The sequence below is a fragment of the Pseudomonas sp. 2822-15 genome, from assembly GCF_002742515.1.
Classification (GTDB): Bacteria; Pseudomonadota; Gammaproteobacteria; order Pseudomonadales; family Pseudomonadaceae; genus Aquipseudomonas; species Aquipseudomonas salomonii.
In genome coordinates, this window is the sequence record NZ_LJRY01000209.1 from 425,351 (window position 1) to 440,966 (window position 15,616).

Here is a 15,616-nt window from a genome sequence, read left to right on the forward strand (position 1 = left end):
GAAAATGGCGCATCTCTTAACGCAACCCGAGGATCACCCATGAAACACCGTCTCGATTACGGCCACGCCGCCCCTGTTGGTTACAAGGCCCTGGGCGCCGTGCACAGCTATGTGCATGGCTGTGGCCTGGAGAAAGAACTGATTGAACTGGTGTACCTGCGGGTTTCGCAGCTCAATGGCTGCGCCTATTGCCTGGACTCCCATTCCCGCGACCTGCTCAAGCAAGGCGTAAGCCTGGAAAAGATCATGCTGCTGGCCGCCTGGCATGAAGCCTTGCCGTTGTTCACGGTGCGTGAACAAGCCGCCCTGGCCTGGGCCGAAGTGGTCACCCAGGTCGCGCAAACCCACGTGCCGGACGCCGATTACGCCGCCGTGGCCACGGTGTTCAACGACAAGGAAGTCGCCGACCTGACCCTGGCCATTTCCTTGATGAACGCCTTGAACCGCGTGGCCATCAGTTTTCGTAAAGTACCGGAGGCGATCAAGGCCCACCTGGTGAACCTCAATGACCAATGAGCACGTCGAGTTCGCCCTCATGGAAACCGAGGCCGACTGCATTGCAAGCTTTGCCGTGATGCAGCAACTGCGCCCGCACCTGAACGACGCCGCCCATTTCGCCGCCCAGGTTCAGCGCCAACGCCAGCACGGCTATCACCTGCTGGCCGCGCGTGAACATGGCAAGGTCGTTGGCCTGGCCGGCTACCGCCTGACCGAAAACACCCTGTACGGTGAGTTTATCTACGTCGATGACCTGGTGGTGGACGCCACCTTGCAGCGCCGTCGCCTGGGCGAGCAGTTGCTCGACCGGGTCCGCGCAGAAACCCGCGCCCGCGGTTATCGTTACCTGGTGCTGGACACCGGCCTGCATATGGTCCTGGCCCAGCGTTTCTACTTTCGCCAAGGCCTGCTGCCGCGAGGCATGCACTTTTCCCAGGACCTGAGCCAATGACCCGCGCCCTGCTCCTCAGTTTCAGCCCCCACGGCAAGGCCGCGCAGACCTTCAAGCTGGCCCGTGCCCTGCTCAACGACCTGGTGCCTGGCGCCGACGTCATCGAGCGCGACTACGGCAGCCAGGCGCTGGCGCCGCTGAGCCGGGAATACGCGAACGCACTCACCACCCCGGGCGGTTTGAGTGGCAGCGCCACGGCGTTGTCGGAACAGTTGATCGTCGAACTGGAAGCCTGCGACCTGTTGATCATCTGCACGCCGGTACACAACTTCACCGTGCCGGCGGCGCTTAAGGTCTGGATCGACCATGTGGTGCGCATCCATCGCAGCTTTACCATCAATGCGCAGTTTGAAAAGGTCGGCCTGCTTGAGGATCGACGCACCTTTGTGCTGGTCAGCAGCGGCAATGCGCGCAAGGGTCATGAGCCGGACTTTCTCACGCCCTATATGACCACCATCCTGTCTACGGTGGGCATCCATTCGGTGGACTTCGTTTACCTGGGCGCCATGGTGCGCGGCGAAGAAGCGGTGGCCCGCGCCGTGGAACAGGCACACCGGCAGCTGTACGAAGCGATCCGCCCCAGCTGAATGCGGGGCACGCTTGAGTGCGCAGCTCGACTGGCCCCTCCATGGGCCAGTCAGCGTTCGTCATGCCTTGGGGGTATCGACTTTCAAACGGTTTACCTGCACGACCCGGTCATCCGAACCCGCCTTGCGTGGGGCATTGATCGTTATCATTACGCCATCATTGGTGAGGAAAGTGGGCTTGGCCTTATCCTCCGTCCCGCCCATGGGGTAGGCATTCTTGATAAACAACGTCCGGTATTCCCCAGGCTTGTCGCCCTTGAGCGTGGCCACCAGGTCACCCTCACGCGTAACGCCCCAATCGAAAACCTGCGAGGCGCTGTAGTCCAGTTTGATAACACTTTCGACCGGATCATTGATGGTCACAGCCTGATAACCCTTGTTGATTTCGTAGGTATTAAACCCACCCTGGCCGACAATGTCGGCGCCACCATTGATAACAATCACGTTGGCGCCTTTGCCCGTCAGCACCACGTCCTTTTTGCCGTTCAACGTCAGGTGATTGTCTTGATCATTCCCCTGGATATAACTTTCTCCATTTTCAACCGTGACGGCATTGGAGAAAGCATGGAAATACGCAATTGGCGTGACACCATTGGTTTTGGAGTCCTGGGCGTTGACCGAAACCGCCCCGGTTTTAAAGTCGATGACGTGCCCTAAATAGGCCGCTGTTTTCGACTCGCCATCGACGCTGTAAGTAGTACGCAGCTCACCCGAAAAGCTCAGCGTATTGGCGCCCTCGCCGCCCCAGAGTTCTGAGGCCTTTGGGCTGAACCCGTTTTTCTCGGTGTCCTGCACCTGCCGCATTTGCTCGAGTGTCTGGCGTGCATCGGCATTGAAGTTAAAGGTATCGTCGGCGTCTCCGCCGGTGATCAGCTTTTTGCCGCCCTCGAAAGAAAAATAATTGTGTTTTTTCCTTGAGCCCGCCACCACGTCATCTCCGTCACCCAACACCCAGAACGTGCCTCTTCCACCGCCCGGTACACCTTCGACAGGCTTGATCGACATGCCATCCCAGGAGTCTTCAGGTGCGGTAATGCGATCATTACCGCCGCGCAAGTGCGCGGCCGGGACTTTGCCATCCACTTTAATCAGGTTCAGCAGCAAACTCGGAATGTTCCACCAGAGTGCGGGAGTCAGTGGAACCTTCCCCGGGACCTGTGTGACCTCGACCTTGGTGTCGCCATACACAACACGTTCATAAAGATCCTTGCCTGGCCCTTCCAGAAACGCCTTGTAGAGCGCCCGGATGTTGTCATCGTGTTCATGGGAGTATTTCGCTTGCAAGTAGGGCTTCATCACATCAAACCCCGGTGCAAAGCCCAGGAATGACTTCAAGCCAAGCGTAAACTTCTGGTTGCCTGTCAACGGTGTGTATTTATCAATGTCTTGCACAGTACGCACGGCTGAATAAATTGACTGTGCAACCATCAAGCCCGCAGCCACCACCAGCCCAGCCGGCCCTGCGCTGCTGGCTCCGGCGAGAAACGCTGCCCCCAGGGCGATCGACGTAGCGGCATTGGCAACGGCGAATGCACCATTGACATAGTGATCCTGAGCTTCTTTATCGGTGCTACGCCCCGCTTTTTTGAACGAATCGACAGCCGTGTAAATATCAAACGGCATACTGATAACTAAACCGGCACCCCCTGCCACTTTACCGATCATCTTGCCCATGGAGGATGATTGAAAGCTGAGTATCGTCGGTGCGGCCCGGTTGACTACCTTCTGCGCCACTTTATTGAGCCCCGTCTCCACGCCAATTCCGACGTAGTCAGCCCCTACAGCGCCCAGCCCTATGGCGCCCGCCGTGGTGTCACCACGTTGAATGCTCTCAATGGAACTGCGCAACCCTTGAAAGGTACTGAAAGCCCGAAAACCCAGACCTCCCGAGTCAGTCGCGCCTGTTTTACCGGGTGTGCCCGCAGAAAAAAAGTCCGCGGGAAGCGGTTTATTGCTGCGCCGCATATCGCGGATGGCGGCAGCATGCCGCGACATGTCATTAACGGATTGTTGCAGCGCCTCCGGGATAGTGCCGCCGTCCCGCCTGCTCAGCAGCGGTACAGTGGATTCACGCAGGGAGGCGATCTCAGCAAGCACATTACTTGCACGCTCGCTGACAGCATCCGACCCGGATTTGATAAATGCTTCCAGACGCAGATAGTCAATCTCCATCGCGTCGACCATCTTTCTGCCGTCTGGATCATCGGGCATCTGCGTCTCGATCGGCGCGCCATTGAGGTTTACGCCCATTTTGTAAAGCTCGACGCGGCTGACCTCGATTTCACCGAACTTAATGGGCGGCTGGCTGGCATCAAGCTTTTTCAGGCGTTCCATTACCGCTGGGTCAATCGCGGGTACCGTCTTCGGCGGTGTGACCGCAGTGACTGTCGGCGATGCTTGCGCGGGTGTTTTGGGCGGCGTCACTGCCTGGCCCGGTGGCGTAGCGATCGGAGCCGAGGGGCTGGTTGCCGTAGGAAACAGTTTGTCGTGCGCTGCCTTGGTCTGTGGGTTGAGCTTGCCTTCATAGAGACGCGACGTATAAGTCTCTTCCAAGAAATCCCGTGGGCTTTTACCTGCACGCTGACTGTCTTGAGGGCCAGCCTCGCGAAACGGTTCCTTGCTGGCGATCACTTCCAGGAACCCTTTGGCATCGGCTTTGTAATAGCCAAGCATACCGAGCTTGCCGGCGATCAACGCGGCTTGCTTCTTGGTGACGGAGTCAAGGCCTTCGACCCCAGCCCGATAGCCAACGCGATCGGCGACGGTAGTGTCCGCCGAAGAGGCAGGCGCGAAAAAGTCGTCGCCGATAATCAACGTGGGCGGATTGCTGAACAGCAGCTTCGTTTGCGGATGATCGCCCGGTTTGGCAATAACCACGTCGATGTCACCGGCCACCGCCAAGGCTTTTTTCGGGGTTTTGGACTGAATGCGTTGCAGCGCTGCGTCCACCGCCTTGGCTACCTGCTCAGACCTGACGGGGTCACTGCCGGCTGGGCTGACGATATCAAACGTCGTCCCTCGAACAACCTCGGTACGCGAATTGAATGGCGTGCCGATTTGTTTGTTGGCCAGAGAGGATCGCTGTTGCTCTATACGCTCGAAAGCATAGGGATATCCAACAGGCGTAGCGGCCGCCTTGATGGCGTTGATCAAACTGTGCTCGAGTTCCCTCATGGGCGACAACAGTGGGGAGTCCGGGTATTTCCCAATATAGTCCTGAACGGACTTTAATGTCTCTTTCGCATGATCAAATTGTGACATCCCCTGGCAATCATGCAGCTTGCCCAAGCCTTGCGTAATTTTCTGATAGTCCGCCGCCCCCTGTGCGGCCGGGGCCGGCGCCTGTTTGCCGAATGCCTCTTTGGTTGGCACACGCGTGGCGTCGATCACCTTAACGTTATCAAGGCCGTTCAAGGGCGCGTCGAACATGAAACGTATAGCGTTATTGTCGCTGGAAACCTCAGGCACATGGTCAGGTTTGAACACACTGATCAGATATTCGGGTTTAGCGCTGTCTTTGTTATACGGCTGATGTAAATGTTTCAATTCGGAGCTGGTAAATATCCTTTTCAAGCCTTTTTCAAACGCTTCCTTAGAAGAAAACGTCGTAAACCCGATATTCGGGTCATTGTAATAGTAGGTTCGAGCGCCTGTAGCGTCGACGATAACTCCTGCCGTCAGGCGATGCTCGTCAGCGCTGATCAACAGGGTTGTGGTCTCAGTCGCGTTGTAAAGTCGCGGCGCAATCTGTGTATAGGCTTGAACCTTTCTGGTCGCCGGGTCATGCGCAACGCTACGATCATCAACCTTGCCATGCACCTCGGCCAGCTTGCGAAAAAACACTTGGGATTCGGGATCATCCGGATGCGCCAGCGCCTGGTAAACATTGCTCAAAAACGTATCCTGCTTGCCCTCTGCCACGGCCAACGACAAAAGATGGCAAAACCCCGAACATTGCCCGTCCGATAACTTATTGATTAAAGACAGGTAATAACCCTGTGGCAGGGGCGTGACCTTCACCCCGTTATCCGTGATCACCTTGGTAAATATTCTCGCATCGTCATGCGGGCCACTGATCAGGCGTTGCTCAACCCTGTATCGCAGTGCTCCCAGTTGCTGCGGGCTCAATGGCTGATTCAGTGCCAACCGCATCAGCGCCAAGTCGCTCATTTTTGCTGAATACCCCGGCAGCGTGACGGCCGAGGGAGTGTCATAGCCTTGTTTAAAATCGGCATGCCCTGGCCCCACAGCGGCGTCGCTCATCTTGCTGACAAAATGTTCAAGCACTTTGTTATCCGGTAGGGAGGCAGGCGGTGTTACCCGGCCCCGAACCTCGACCGTAGAGGTATCCCTGCGGGTTCGGCTGTGCTCAGCAGGTTGTACAGGCGGCGATGTGTCGGTAAGCGCAGGTTGAACATAGCCAGAGAACCGTTGAGTCGTAGCCGAGGAGACGTGCGACATGAAGACTTCCAAGTATAAATAAAGTGAAGCGCTGCCCGTGTAACAGGCATGCCGTAGAGGGCTAACCTACAAACACACACCGTGTGTAACTATCAGATTTATCTGCGAACTTTCTGTTAGGAGCGTTGCTTTTCAGCCCCCCGTCTCAAGCTGTTTTTCGTCCTCGCTTATACCCAAAAACACTTGTTCCTTATCACCGGGGCTGGGGCTAGAATCAGCGCCATTCCTGCACCTGCCTCCCTGATACGAGCGCCCCATGAGCTTTGATTTCGACACGATCCACCCCCGCCAAGGCACCGGCAGCACCAAGTGGAACCGATACCCGCAAGACGTTCTGCCGATGTGGATCGCCGACATGGATATCGCCGCGCCACCCGCCGTTCTGCAAGCCCTGCACGCACGCCTCGACCAGCAGGTCCTGGGCTACAGCGTGGCTGGCCCGGATGTGCGCGAAGCCATCATCGCGGACCTGTGGGCCAAGTACGCCTGGCGCGTACAGCCTGAAGAGTTGCTGTTCCTGCCCGGTGTCGAGCCTGGTTTCAATATGGCCCTGCACGCGTTCGTGCAGCCGGGCCAGCCTGTGGTGCTGCAAACCCCGAACTACCGGCCGATCCGCCTGGCACCGGGCCACTGGAACCTGCCGCGTATCGAAGTGCCGTTTGAATTGATCAATGACGAGTACATCACCCCTATGCCCGCCATGCGCCAGGCGCTGAACGGCGCCGGTGCGCTGCTGCTGAGCAACCCGCACAACCCAGTGGGCAAGGTCTTTGCGCGTGAAGAATTGCTGGCCGTGGCCAATGCCTGCATGGACAACGGTGCACTGATCATCAGTGACGAAATCCATGCCGAGCTGTGCTTTGACGGCCGTCGCCATATTCCCACCGCCAGCCTCAGCCCCGAGATCGCCCAACGCACCATTACCCTGATGTCGGCGAGCAAGGCCTATAACGTCGCCGGCCTGAAGACCTGCTTTGCCGTGGTGCAAAATGCCGAGGTGCGCGAGCGCTTCAACAATGCCCGCTGCGGCATGGTCGACAGCGTCAGCCCGCTGGGCCTGGAAGCCACCCGCGCCGCCTACAGCCAATGCAGCGAATGGCTGGACGCACTGGTGCCGTACCTGCAAGCCAACCGTGATTATCTGCTGCACGCCGTGCAAAACCGCTTGCCTGGCGTGGTGATGCACGCGCCCCAGGGCACCTACCTGGCCTGGCTGGATTGCAGCGCCCTGGGCCTCGCCGACCCGCAGCAGTTCTTTCTGGAACAGGCCAAGGTCGGACTGAGCGCAGGCATCGAATTCGGTGATGACAGCCAGCAGTTCGTGCGCCTGAACTTCGGCTGCCCACGGGTGATGCTCGAAGAGGGTTTGCAACGCATGGAACGTGCACTGCGTCAGCGCTAAAACGCAGACGCATCAGTCGGGCGGCGGTGGCCCACGAACTATCTGAAGAGACATAGCACAATGTGGGAGCTGGCTTGCCAGTGCCCACACTTGCGAACACATTTACAGCTTGGCGATCGACACTTCAGTCGACTTCACAAAGGCAATCACTTCACTGCCCACTTTCAATTCCAGGTCACGCACCGAGCGGGTGGTGATCACTGAGGTGACGATGCCGGACGCGGTTTGCACGTCGATTTCAGACACCACTTCGCCCAGCAGAATTTCCTTGATCACGCCCTTGAACTGGTTGCGCACGTTGATCGCTTTGATGGTCATGTCGGCTTTCCTTTTGGCTGTTGGGTCAATCCGCACGAATGCGCAGGCCCTCAAAATGCGTTATCGGCATCGATATTAAAAGGAATATATAAGTCTTTATTTATACGATATAGATATATAAAAGGTGATCGCCTGCCAACTGCCGTTCAACGCCCAGGCGCTGCCCAAGGCCTTGTCCGGCGGCATGGCGCAACGCGTGGCCATTGCACGCGGGCTGTATTCACGCCCGCAGGTGTTATTGCTCGATTGCCTTGCTGCTGGTGACCCATGATGTCGGCGAAGTGCTGTACTTGAGTGAGCGGGTGCTGGTGATGGACAACCGGCCGAGCAGTATCCGCCAGGAACTGGCAATCGACCTGCCACACCCACGGGGCCGGCGTGACCCGGCGCTGGCGCAGCTCAAGGCACAGGCATTGACCGAGTTGCAGCGCGCGCATGTGATCTAGGCCAGGGTTCGACTGAGTGTCACCCAATAACGCGTGCGCGCTCGCACTTCGAACCCCAGGGTCTGGGCCAGCAGCGTGAGGATGCGATCGGTGTCATCCAGGCGAAAGCTGCCGGTGACCCGCAGCGTTTCCAGGCTCGGGTCCCAGCGCAACACACCAGGGCGGTAACGTTCCAGCTCGCGCAGGAAATCCCCAAAGGGTTGGTTCTGCGCGGTCAATACGCCGTCACGCCAGCCCAGTTGCTGCACGTCAAACACCGCCCCGGCACTCAGCCCGTGAGGCCTTAACCAGGCTTGCTCACCGCTGTTCAACGTCGTCAATTGCCCGGTCAGATCACGCACCTGCACTGCGCCCTTGAACACCGACACCAGGCAGCCGGACGCCAATTGCCGCACGCACACGTCGGCCTGGCGCACTGCTACCTGGCCATAGCGCGTGTGCACGCTGATCGCCGCTGCGCCCGGCACCGTCAGCGCGAGTTCGCCGCCCACCAGCGTGATGCGCCGCTGTGCCAGGTCGACATCCACCGCCGTCGCCGTGTTGAGTTGCAGGCTGCTGCCATCGGCCAATGGCAGGCGCTTGCGCTCGCCGGTGGCGGTGTGCAAATCAGCCCGCCACGCCTCGATGGGCAACTGGCGGCTGATCAACCAAGCGGTCGGCACCAGCGCCGCCACGCCCAGGGCCCGTTTGAGCAGCGCACGCCGCCCCGGTTGCGGGCGGTCGAGGCTGGCCATTGCCACGGCCTGGGGCAAGTCACTAAAGCGCCGGCGCAGTGATTGGGCCTTCTGCCAGGTCTGTTCGTGCTGAGGATGGCTGTCGCGCCAAGCCTGCAAATTGGCATGGTCACGCTCGGTGGCCGCGCCGGATTCCAGCAGCGCCAACCAGTGGGCGGCGGCGCGCGCAACCTCGCGGCTCACAAGTCCACCAGCAAGCAATGTTCATAAGCCTGGGCCATATAGCGCTTGACCGTGCGCTCAGAAACGTCGAGCCGCTCGGCAATCTCGCGATAGCCCAGGCCCTCCAACTGGCTCCACAGAAAGGCGCGGCGCACCACTTGCGGCAAACCGTCAAGCAACTCATCCAGGGCGTGCAGGGTTTCCAGTACCAGCCAGCGTTGCTCGGGTGACGGCACGCAGGTCTCGGGCAAACTCGCCAGCGCCGTCAGATAGGCTTGCTCAAGGCTGCGGCGCTGATGAAAGTTGGCCAGCAAGCGCTTGCCGACCGTCACCAGATACGCCCGTGGCTCCTGCATGTGTGCAATCGGCTGGGCACTGGCCAGCACCCGCACGAAAGTGTCCTGGGTCAGGTCCGCTGCATCCCAGGCGTTGCCCAGGCGCCGTCGCAACCAGCTTTCGAGCCAGCTGCGATGATCACGGTACAAACTCGACAAGGTCAGTTCGCCAGTGTGGGACGGGGCAACAGCATCAGTCATGGCAAGCAACCTGCGCGGCGCGAGTGAGTCTCAAATGAGATTCATTCTATTTAATATCGTGCTGGTGCACCATGCTCTTTTCAACATCGTGTTTATGCCCTGGGTGACAAACCAGCCTTTACTATTTGTCTTTATATGGATATTTTATCCAGATACGCCCATGAGGTCTGCCCATGCAATTGCCCGACTATTCCGATGTCGTCGCCGCCGCCCAACGCCTTGAAGGCTTCGCCCATCAAACGCCGGTGTTCACCTCACGCACCCTCGACACCGAAACCGGCGCCCAGGTGTTTATCAAATGTGAAAACCTGCAACGCACCGGCTCGTTCAAGTTTCGCGGTGCGTTTAACGCCCTTTCGCAGTTCGACGCGCAGCAGCGCAAGGCCGGCGTGGTGGCGTTCTCCTCCGGCAACCATGCCCAGGGCATTGCGTTGGCCGCCCAATTGCTGGGCATGCCGGCGACCATCGTGATGCCCACCGACGCGCCCGCAGCCAAGGTCGCCGCCACCCGGGAATATGGCGCCAGCGTGGTGCTGTATGACCGCTTCAACGAGGACCGTGAGCAAATCGGTCGCACCTTGGCGGTTGAGCATGGCATGACGTTGATCCCGCCTTACGACCACCCACACATCCTCGCCGGCCAAGGCACGGCCGCCAAGGAACTGTTGGAATTCAGCGGCCCCCTCGACGCCCTGTTCGTCGGCCTGGGGGGTGGCGGCATGCTCTCGGGCACCGCGTTGTCGACCCGTGCGCTGGCCCCCGATTGCCAGCTGTTGGGTGTTGAGCCCCACGCAGGCAATGACGGCCAGCGTTCATTCCAGAACGGCAGCATCGTGCACATCGACACCCCGGCGACCATCGCCGACGGTGCGCAAACCCAACACCTGGGCGACTACACCTTCCCGATCATCCGCGACAAGGTCAGCGACATCCTCACCGTCTCCGACGCGCAGTTGGTGGCCGCGATGAAGTTCTTTATGCAACGCATGAAAATGGTGGTCGAACCCACCGGCTGCCTGGGCCTGGCCGCGTTGCGCCAGCTGGGCGAGCGGTTCAAGGGCCGGCGCGTGGGCATTATCGTCACCGGCGGCAACGTCGACATCGCGCGCTACGCCGCGCTGCTCAGCGAGGCACCATGAACATCATCCACACCGAGACCGCCTCGGCGCCTGCCGGGCACTACTCCCAGGCCGTCAGCCACGGCGACACGCTGTATATCTCCGGGCAATTGCCGGTCAGCCCCGACGGGCGCCACAACCTTCAAGCATCGTTTGCCGAACAGGCCCGGCTTGCGCTGGCTAATCTGCTGGCCATCCTGAAAGCCGCCGGTGGCTCGCCGCAGGATCTGGTGAAAGTCACGGTGTATGTGGCCGGGGTGCAGCATTGGGCGCAATTCGACCGTATTTACGCCGCCGCGCTGGGCGAGCACCGCCCTGCCCGCGCGGTGGTGCCGGTGCCCGAGTTGCACCACGGTTACCGGGTGGAGATTGAAGCTGTGGCGCGCTACCTGGCGTAGGTGTAGACCGCCGCCCGTGACACGCCCAGGTGCGCAGCCACGGTCTCCATGGCCCGGCGAATGTCCATGCAGCCCGAGTCTTTGAGCTCTTGCAGCAACAGCCGTCGATCCGCCGCCTTGAGCGCGCGCGGCGTGGTGGCCAGGCGTGCGGCGAACTGGTCGATGCGGGTGCGAATCACATCGGCGCCGGACGGCTCCAGGGATTCAATCAAGGTGTCGCCGGTGACCGAGCCAAATTGCTCGAGCATGCCCTGCAGGCCACGGAACAATGAGAGATCGACGTTCATGCACAAGGCCGCGACGTACTTGCCGCTGGTGTCCTTGATGCCGATCGAGGTGCTTTTGACCTGGCGGCCATCGGCGAACTGGTTGCGGTAATTGGCAATGATCTGCGGATAGTCGGGGTCGGCAATCCGCGCCAGGCCCAACTCGGTGGTCGGGTCGCCCGGCGAGCGCCCGGAGAGGTTGTTATGGATCGCCAGGATCGCCTGCTGCGGGTCGCGCAAATCGTGCAGCACCACCTCGCAGAACGGGCTGAAGGTTTTGCTCAAGCCTTCGGCAATCTGTTCGAGCTGGCTGATGAGGGTGGTTTCTTCAGGAGCGGTCTTTTTCATGCAAGACAACATATCCAGTTCTGGACAGGCCGTCAATTTGGCCGCTGTCCCCTGAGCGTGCCGAGCACAGTGACAACGCGGTGTTGCACAACGGTGACGTGCAGGTCCGGGAGCGACTGCGTGGTTGGTAGACCAACCGCTACAGGGCGAGCTCCATCTTGATGATCTCGATGGACACCGGGCTGTTGCCCCGACTGAAAGTGCCCTCGCCGACCTTTTCAAAGCCGAACGCGGCATAGAACATTTCGGCGTTGAGGGTCGCTTCCAGGCAGGCCTTGGCATGGCCGGCGTTTTTGATGCGCTGCAAGGCTTCATTCAATAAGCGTGCGCCAATGCCCTGCCCGGCGGCAGCGCCGCGCACGAACAGCTTGCTGATTTCATTGCCATCGATCTCGATAAACCCCTGCAGCCTGTCGGTGTACGCCAGCCACAGGTTGCCGGCGGCGATGGCCTCGCGGTAGGTCGCGGATGAGCGGCCGTTGAGCCACATGGCGATCTGCTCGGGGCCATAGTCGCCCGTGCAGAGGTTTTCGACAGAGTTCTTATGCACCTCGAAGACACTTTGCGCGTCTTCCAGCAGGGCGGATCGAATCAGTACTTTTTTCATTCCCTTGAAATTCCACCGGCAGCCAATGAACCCAGGTTTTATAGCTCAACCGGCGCTGCGCCGCGACCCAAGACCGCACATCTTGTGCGTTGACCTGTTTTGTTACACACCATATAGTGTGCCCACAAACACAAACCACCACTACATAGTGTGCAGTACCGGTATTTACCGACCACACTCTGCGCAGTATTTCAATGCCTTGAAGCCTGCAAAAACCTATTTTTCGAGTACCAGGAAGGAGAATTTCAATGTTGAGTTGGGATGAAGTCGACAACGAAGACACCGGTGCAGCGGTGATCAAAGGCGCCAACGCCGGCCACGCCAGCGAAGCCAACATGGACCGCCTCGACGGTGCCGGTGCTGCCGCCGCCCTGGAAGCGCGCAACGTCACCGCCAGCGACTCGGCTGCGATCATCCGCGCCAAGGCCGCCCTGGACAAACTCGACGTCGCCGAAGGCCTCGCCGAACTCGAAGGCTCCGCCGCCCGCGTCGCCGTCGACGAAAAGCGCATGATCAACTGCCGCGCCGACCTCAACCAACTCGTGCCCTTCAAGTACGACTGGGCCTGGCAGAAGTACCTCGACGGCTGCGCCAACCACTGGATGCCGCAAGAGGTCAACATGACCGCCGACATCGCCCTGTGGAAAAACCCCGAAGGCCTCACCGACGACGAACGCCGCATCGTCATGCGCAACCTGGGCTTCTTCTCCACCGCCGACTCCCTGGTCGCCAACAACCTGGTCCTGGCCGTATACCGCCTGATCACCAACCCGGAGTGCCGCCAGTACATCCTGCGCCAGGCCTTCGAAGAAGCGATCCACACCCACGCCTACCAGTACTGCATCGAATCGTTGGCCATGGATGAAGGCGAGATCTTCAACATGTACCACGAGATTCCATCGGTCGCTAAGAAAGCCGCCTGGGGCCTCAAGTACACCCGTTCGATCTCCGATCCGAAGTTCGAAACCGGCACCGTCGAAACCGACAAAGAGCTACTGCGCAACCTGGTCGCCTACTACTGCGTCCTGGAAGGCATCTTCTTCTACTGCGGCTTCACCCAGATCCTGTCCATGGGCCGTCGCAACAAAATGACCGGCGTGGCCGAACAGTTCCAGTACATCCTGCGCGATGAGTCGATGCACCTGAACTTCGGTATCGATGTGATCAACCAGATCAAAATCGAAAACCCGCACTTGTGGGATGCCGAGATGAAGGAAGAAGCGACCCAGATGATTCTGCAGGGGACGCAGCTGGAGATTGAATATGCGCGCGATACCATGCCGCGTGGGGTGTTGGGGATGAATGCGGCGATGATGGAGGACTACCTCAAATTCATCGCGAATCGTCGCCTGTCGCAGATTGGTCTTAAAGAAGAATACCCAGGGACGACTAACCCGTTCCCGTGGATGAGCGAAATCATGGACTTGAAGAAAGAGAAAAACTTCTTCGAAACCCGCGTGATCGAGTACCAGACCGGCGGCGCGCTGAGCTGGGATTAAATATGTGGGAGCGGGCTTGCCCGCGATGGCGGTGTATCAGTCACAGATGTATCCACTGATACACTGCTATCGCGGGCAAGCCCGCTCCCACATGGGTCTTCGGTGTTTCATAGAATTTTGCAAAAAAGCCTTTTATGCCCAACCAAACCATCAAAACGCCCTGCGTCGGCCTGTGCTCCACCGTTTACGGCGACCTGGTCTGCCGGGGCTGCAAGCGTTATCACCATGAAGTCATTCAATGGAATGGCTACAACGCCGAGGAAAAACAGGCGGTGTGGCTGCGCCTGGAACAGTTGCTGGTGCAGGTGATGGCCAGCAAGCTTGAGGTGTTTGACCCGCAGCTTTTGCGCCTGCAACTTGAAACCCGCAAAATTCGCTTTGTGCCACACCAGTCGCCGTACTGCTGGGCGTACCAGCTGATTGCCCGGGGCGCGCGGGTGATTTCCAAACTGGATGCGTATGGGCTGGCGCTGCTGCCGGAGTTTCGCGAGCGTCACCTGGCGGATTTGCGTGATGCGATTGACCGCGAGTTTTTCCTGCTGTCCGAGGCGCATTACGAGCGCTATATCGCACCGGGCTTTTTGCGTGAGTCTTTTGGCGCGCCATTGATCGCAAGTATCTAAGCGGCAGCACAAAACCAATGTGGGAGCGGGCCTGCTCGCGAAAGCGAAGTGTCAGTTAGCACATCTGTAACTGATCACCTCCGGGCTTTTTTTCCAGTTTATGTCGGTGACTGTGTTTAAAATGCCGCCCGCTCAACGATTGACGCTCAACGATGAACCCAGACGCACTCGCTACCCTGCACGCCCATTTGCTCACCGCCCTGGCCAACCCGCCGAGTGAAACCCGGCGCCTGTTCCACGGCCGTGGCCGCTGCTGGCCGGGCCTGGAGCAACTGACGGTGGACTGGTTGCAGGGCGTGCTGCTGGTCTCGTTGTTCAAGGAACCCGAGCCTGCGCAGCTCGAAGCCCTTAAACAACTGCTGCAAACGCAGTTCAGCGCTTACACCGTCGCCCTGCAACACCGCTACCTGCCGCAAAGCACCACCGAATGGCTCGCGGGCGAAGCCGTAGACGAGCTAACCATTACCGAAGGCGGCCTGCGTTACCTGATCGACCTGGGTAAAAAACAGAACAGCGGGCTGTTCCTCGACATGCGCTACGGCCGCAACTGGGTGCGCGAACAGGCCAAGGGCCAGCGTGTGCTCAACCTGTTCGCCTACACCTGTGGTTTCTCGGTGGCGGCCATCGAAGGCGGTGCCGACCATGTGGTGAACCTGGACATGGCCCGTGGCGCCTTGAGTCGCGGGCGCGATAACCATCGCCTTAATGGTCATGACCTGAGCCGCGTCAGCTTCCTGGGCCACGACCTGTTCAAGTCGTGGGCCAAGGTGACCAACAGCGGCCCTTACGATCTGGTGATCATCGACCCACCGTCCTTCCAGAAGGGAAGCTTCCTGCTGACCAAAGACTACCAACGCGTGCTGCGCCGCCTGCCGGATTTGCTCACGGCCCAAGGCACCGTATTGGCCTGCATGAACGACCCGGCCTTCGGTGAGGACTTCCTGATTGACGGCGTAACCCGCGAAGCGCCGGGCCTTAGCTTTGTACAGCGGCTGGAAAACCCGCCGGAATTTCCCGATGTCGACCCGCAGAGCGGTTTGAAGGCATTGGTGTTCCGTCAGGGTTGATGCCGAAACGTCTGACCCTTGCTACGCTAAGTGATACGCCGGGGCGGTGAACCTTATACCTCCCTTCCCGGTCGATACCTGCATTCCCCGGCCAG

General features: G+C 59.4%; 15 protein-coding genes and 1 pseudogene. 10 read left to right on the forward strand and 6 right to left on the reverse strand.

Annotated elements, in window-relative coordinates:
• Positions 1–39 precede the first annotated feature (39 nt).
• The 3 genes from AOA59_RS24035 to AOA59_RS24045 are packed head-to-tail and all read left to right on the forward strand — an operon-like array spanning position 40 to position 1,536.
• Positions 40–516 (forward strand): carboxymuconolactone decarboxylase family protein, encoded by a 477-nt coding sequence (locus AOA59_RS24035; protein ID WP_099489309.1) that lies wholly within the window; start codon positions 40–42, stop codon positions 514–516.
• Complete coding sequence (locus AOA59_RS24040) at positions 506–949, forward strand: GNAT family N-acetyltransferase (RefSeq protein ID WP_099489310.1); 444 nt, start codon at positions 506–508, stop codon at positions 947–949. Before AOA59_RS24035 ends, AOA59_RS24040 begins: the two co-directional genes overlap by 11 nt.
• A complete protein-coding gene (locus AOA59_RS24045; protein ID WP_065911709.1) occupies positions 946–1,536 on the forward strand; it encodes an FMN-dependent NADH-azoreductase in 591 nt (196 codons plus the stop codon). Before AOA59_RS24040 ends, AOA59_RS24045 begins: the two co-directional genes overlap by 4 nt.
• 60 nt (positions 1,537–1,596) lie before the next feature.
• On the opposite strand, the gene AOA59_RS24050 is transcribed toward AOA59_RS24045, so the two are convergent.
• Positions 1,597–5,823, reverse strand: a complete 4,227-nt coding sequence (locus AOA59_RS24050) for a hypothetical protein (protein WP_256593110.1) — start codon at positions 5,821–5,823, stop codon at positions 1,597–1,599.
• Positions 5,824–6,253: 430 nt separating this feature from the next.
• On the opposite strand from AOA59_RS24050, the gene AOA59_RS24055 reads away from it, so the two are divergent.
• The gene (locus AOA59_RS24055) at positions 6,254–7,399 is read left to right on the forward strand and encodes a MalY/PatB family protein (protein ID WP_099489311.1); all 1,146 of its coding nucleotides are present in this window, start codon (positions 6,254–6,256) and stop codon (positions 7,397–7,399) included.
• Positions 7,400–7,501: 102 nt separating this feature from the next.
• Here AOA59_RS24055 and AOA59_RS24060 read toward each other — a convergent pair whose 3' ends face one another.
• Complete coding sequence (locus AOA59_RS24060; protein ID WP_003173733.1) at positions 7,502–7,717, reverse strand: molybdopterin-binding protein; 216 nt, start codon at positions 7,715–7,717, stop codon at positions 7,502–7,504.
• Between the two features lie 151 nt (positions 7,718–7,868).
• Here AOA59_RS24060 and AOA59_RS24065 point away from each other — a divergent pair.
• A pseudogene (locus AOA59_RS24065) lies at positions 7,869–8,163 on the forward strand (ATP-binding cassette domain-containing protein); the annotation flags it as partial.
• Here the strand turns inward: AOA59_RS24065 and AOA59_RS24070 are convergent.
• Both AOA59_RS24070 and AOA59_RS24075 read right to left on the reverse strand, forming a co-directional pair.
• Positions 8,160–9,080, reverse strand: a complete 921-nt coding sequence (locus AOA59_RS24070; RefSeq protein WP_099489312.1) for a FecR domain-containing protein — start codon at positions 9,078–9,080, stop codon at positions 8,160–8,162. The pseudogene AOA59_RS24065 and the gene AOA59_RS24070 sit on opposite strands and share 4 nt — an antisense overlap.
• The gene (locus tag AOA59_RS24075) at positions 9,077–9,595 is read right to left on the reverse strand and encodes a sigma-70 family RNA polymerase sigma factor (RefSeq protein ID WP_069787891.1); all 519 of its coding nucleotides are present in this window, start codon (positions 9,593–9,595) and stop codon (positions 9,077–9,079) included. The genes AOA59_RS24070 and AOA59_RS24075 overlap by 4 nt, the downstream gene beginning before the upstream one ends.
• Positions 9,596–9,768: 173 nt before the next feature.
• Between AOA59_RS24075 and AOA59_RS24080 the strand changes: the two genes are divergently transcribed.
• Both AOA59_RS24080 and AOA59_RS24085 read left to right on the forward strand, forming a co-directional pair.
• Complete coding sequence (locus AOA59_RS24080; protein WP_099489313.1) at positions 9,769–10,734, forward strand: threo-3-hydroxy-L-aspartate ammonia-lyase; 966 nt, start codon at positions 9,769–9,771, stop codon at positions 10,732–10,734.
• Positions 10,731–11,111, forward strand: coding sequence for a RidA family protein (locus tag AOA59_RS24085; RefSeq protein WP_099489314.1), 381 nt, complete (start codon positions 10,731–10,733; stop codon positions 11,109–11,111). The genes AOA59_RS24080 and AOA59_RS24085 overlap by 4 nt, the downstream gene beginning before the upstream one ends.
• Here AOA59_RS24085 and AOA59_RS24090 read toward each other — a convergent pair.
• Positions 11,099–11,725: a transcriptional regulator gene (locus AOA59_RS24090; protein ID WP_065911721.1), complete on the reverse strand. Its 627-nt coding sequence runs from the start codon at positions 11,723–11,725 to the stop codon at positions 11,099–11,101. The genes AOA59_RS24085 and AOA59_RS24090 overlap by 13 nt on opposite strands.
• Before the next feature lie 139 nt (positions 11,726–11,864).
• Positions 11,865–12,332: a GNAT family N-acetyltransferase gene (locus AOA59_RS24095; protein ID WP_099489315.1), complete on the reverse strand. Its 468-nt coding sequence runs from the start codon at positions 12,330–12,332 to the stop codon at positions 11,865–11,867.
• Between the two features lie 248 nt (positions 12,333–12,580).
• Here AOA59_RS24095 and AOA59_RS24100 point away from each other — a divergent pair, with 248 nt between their 5' ends.
• From AOA59_RS24100 to AOA59_RS24110, 3 genes are all read left to right on the forward strand, one after another.
• Positions 12,581–13,831, forward strand: coding sequence for a ribonucleotide-diphosphate reductase subunit beta (locus AOA59_RS24100; RefSeq protein WP_099489316.1), 1,251 nt, complete (start codon positions 12,581–12,583; stop codon positions 13,829–13,831).
• A 134-nt stretch (positions 13,832–13,965) separates the two neighbouring features.
• Complete coding sequence (locus tag AOA59_RS24105) at positions 13,966–14,454, forward strand: DUF1289 domain-containing protein (RefSeq protein ID WP_065931754.1); 489 nt, start codon at positions 13,966–13,968, stop codon at positions 14,452–14,454.
• A 152-nt stretch (positions 14,455–14,606) separates the two neighbouring features.
• Positions 14,607–15,521, forward strand: coding sequence for a class I SAM-dependent methyltransferase (locus tag AOA59_RS24110; protein ID WP_099489317.1), 915 nt, complete (start codon positions 14,607–14,609; stop codon positions 15,519–15,521).
• Positions 15,522–15,616 lie beyond the last annotated feature (95 nt).

Coding starts and splice junctions, on each gene's coding strand:
- AOA59_RS24035 (WP_099489309.1), top strand. CDS start 40: ATGAAACACCGTCTCGATTACGGCCACGCCGCCCCTGTTGGTTACAAG.
- AOA59_RS24040 (WP_099489310.1), top strand. CDS start 506: ATGACCAATGAGCACGTCGAGTTCGCCCTCATGGAAACCGAGGCCGAC.
- AOA59_RS24045 (WP_065911709.1), top strand. CDS start 946: ATGACCCGCGCCCTGCTCCTCAGTTTCAGCCCCCACGGCAAGGCCGCG.
- AOA59_RS24055 (WP_099489311.1), top strand. CDS start 6,254: ATGAGCTTTGATTTCGACACGATCCACCCCCGCCAAGGCACCGGCAGC.
- AOA59_RS24060 (WP_003173733.1), bottom strand. CDS start 7,717: ATGACCATCAAAGCGATCAACGTGCGCAACCAGTTCAAGGGCGTGATC.
- AOA59_RS24075 (WP_069787891.1), bottom strand. CDS start 9,595: ATGACTGATGCTGTTGCCCCGTCCCACACTGGCGAACTGACCTTGTCG.
- AOA59_RS24080 (WP_099489313.1), top strand. CDS start 9,769: ATGCAATTGCCCGACTATTCCGATGTCGTCGCCGCCGCCCAACGCCTT.
- AOA59_RS24085 (WP_099489314.1), top strand. CDS start 10,731: ATGAACATCATCCACACCGAGACCGCCTCGGCGCCTGCCGGGCACTAC.
- AOA59_RS24090 (WP_065911721.1), bottom strand. CDS start 11,725: ATGAAAAAGACCGCTCCTGAAGAAACCACCCTCATCAGCCAGCTCGAA.
- AOA59_RS24095 (WP_099489315.1), bottom strand. CDS start 12,332: ATGAAAAAAGTACTGATTCGATCCGCCCTGCTGGAAGACGCGCAAAGT.
- AOA59_RS24100 (WP_099489316.1), top strand. CDS start 12,581: ATGTTGAGTTGGGATGAAGTCGACAACGAAGACACCGGTGCAGCGGTG.
- AOA59_RS24105 (WP_065931754.1), top strand. CDS start 13,966: ATGCCCAACCAAACCATCAAAACGCCCTGCGTCGGCCTGTGCTCCACC.
- AOA59_RS24110 (WP_099489317.1), top strand. CDS start 14,607: ATGAACCCAGACGCACTCGCTACCCTGCACGCCCATTTGCTCACCGCC.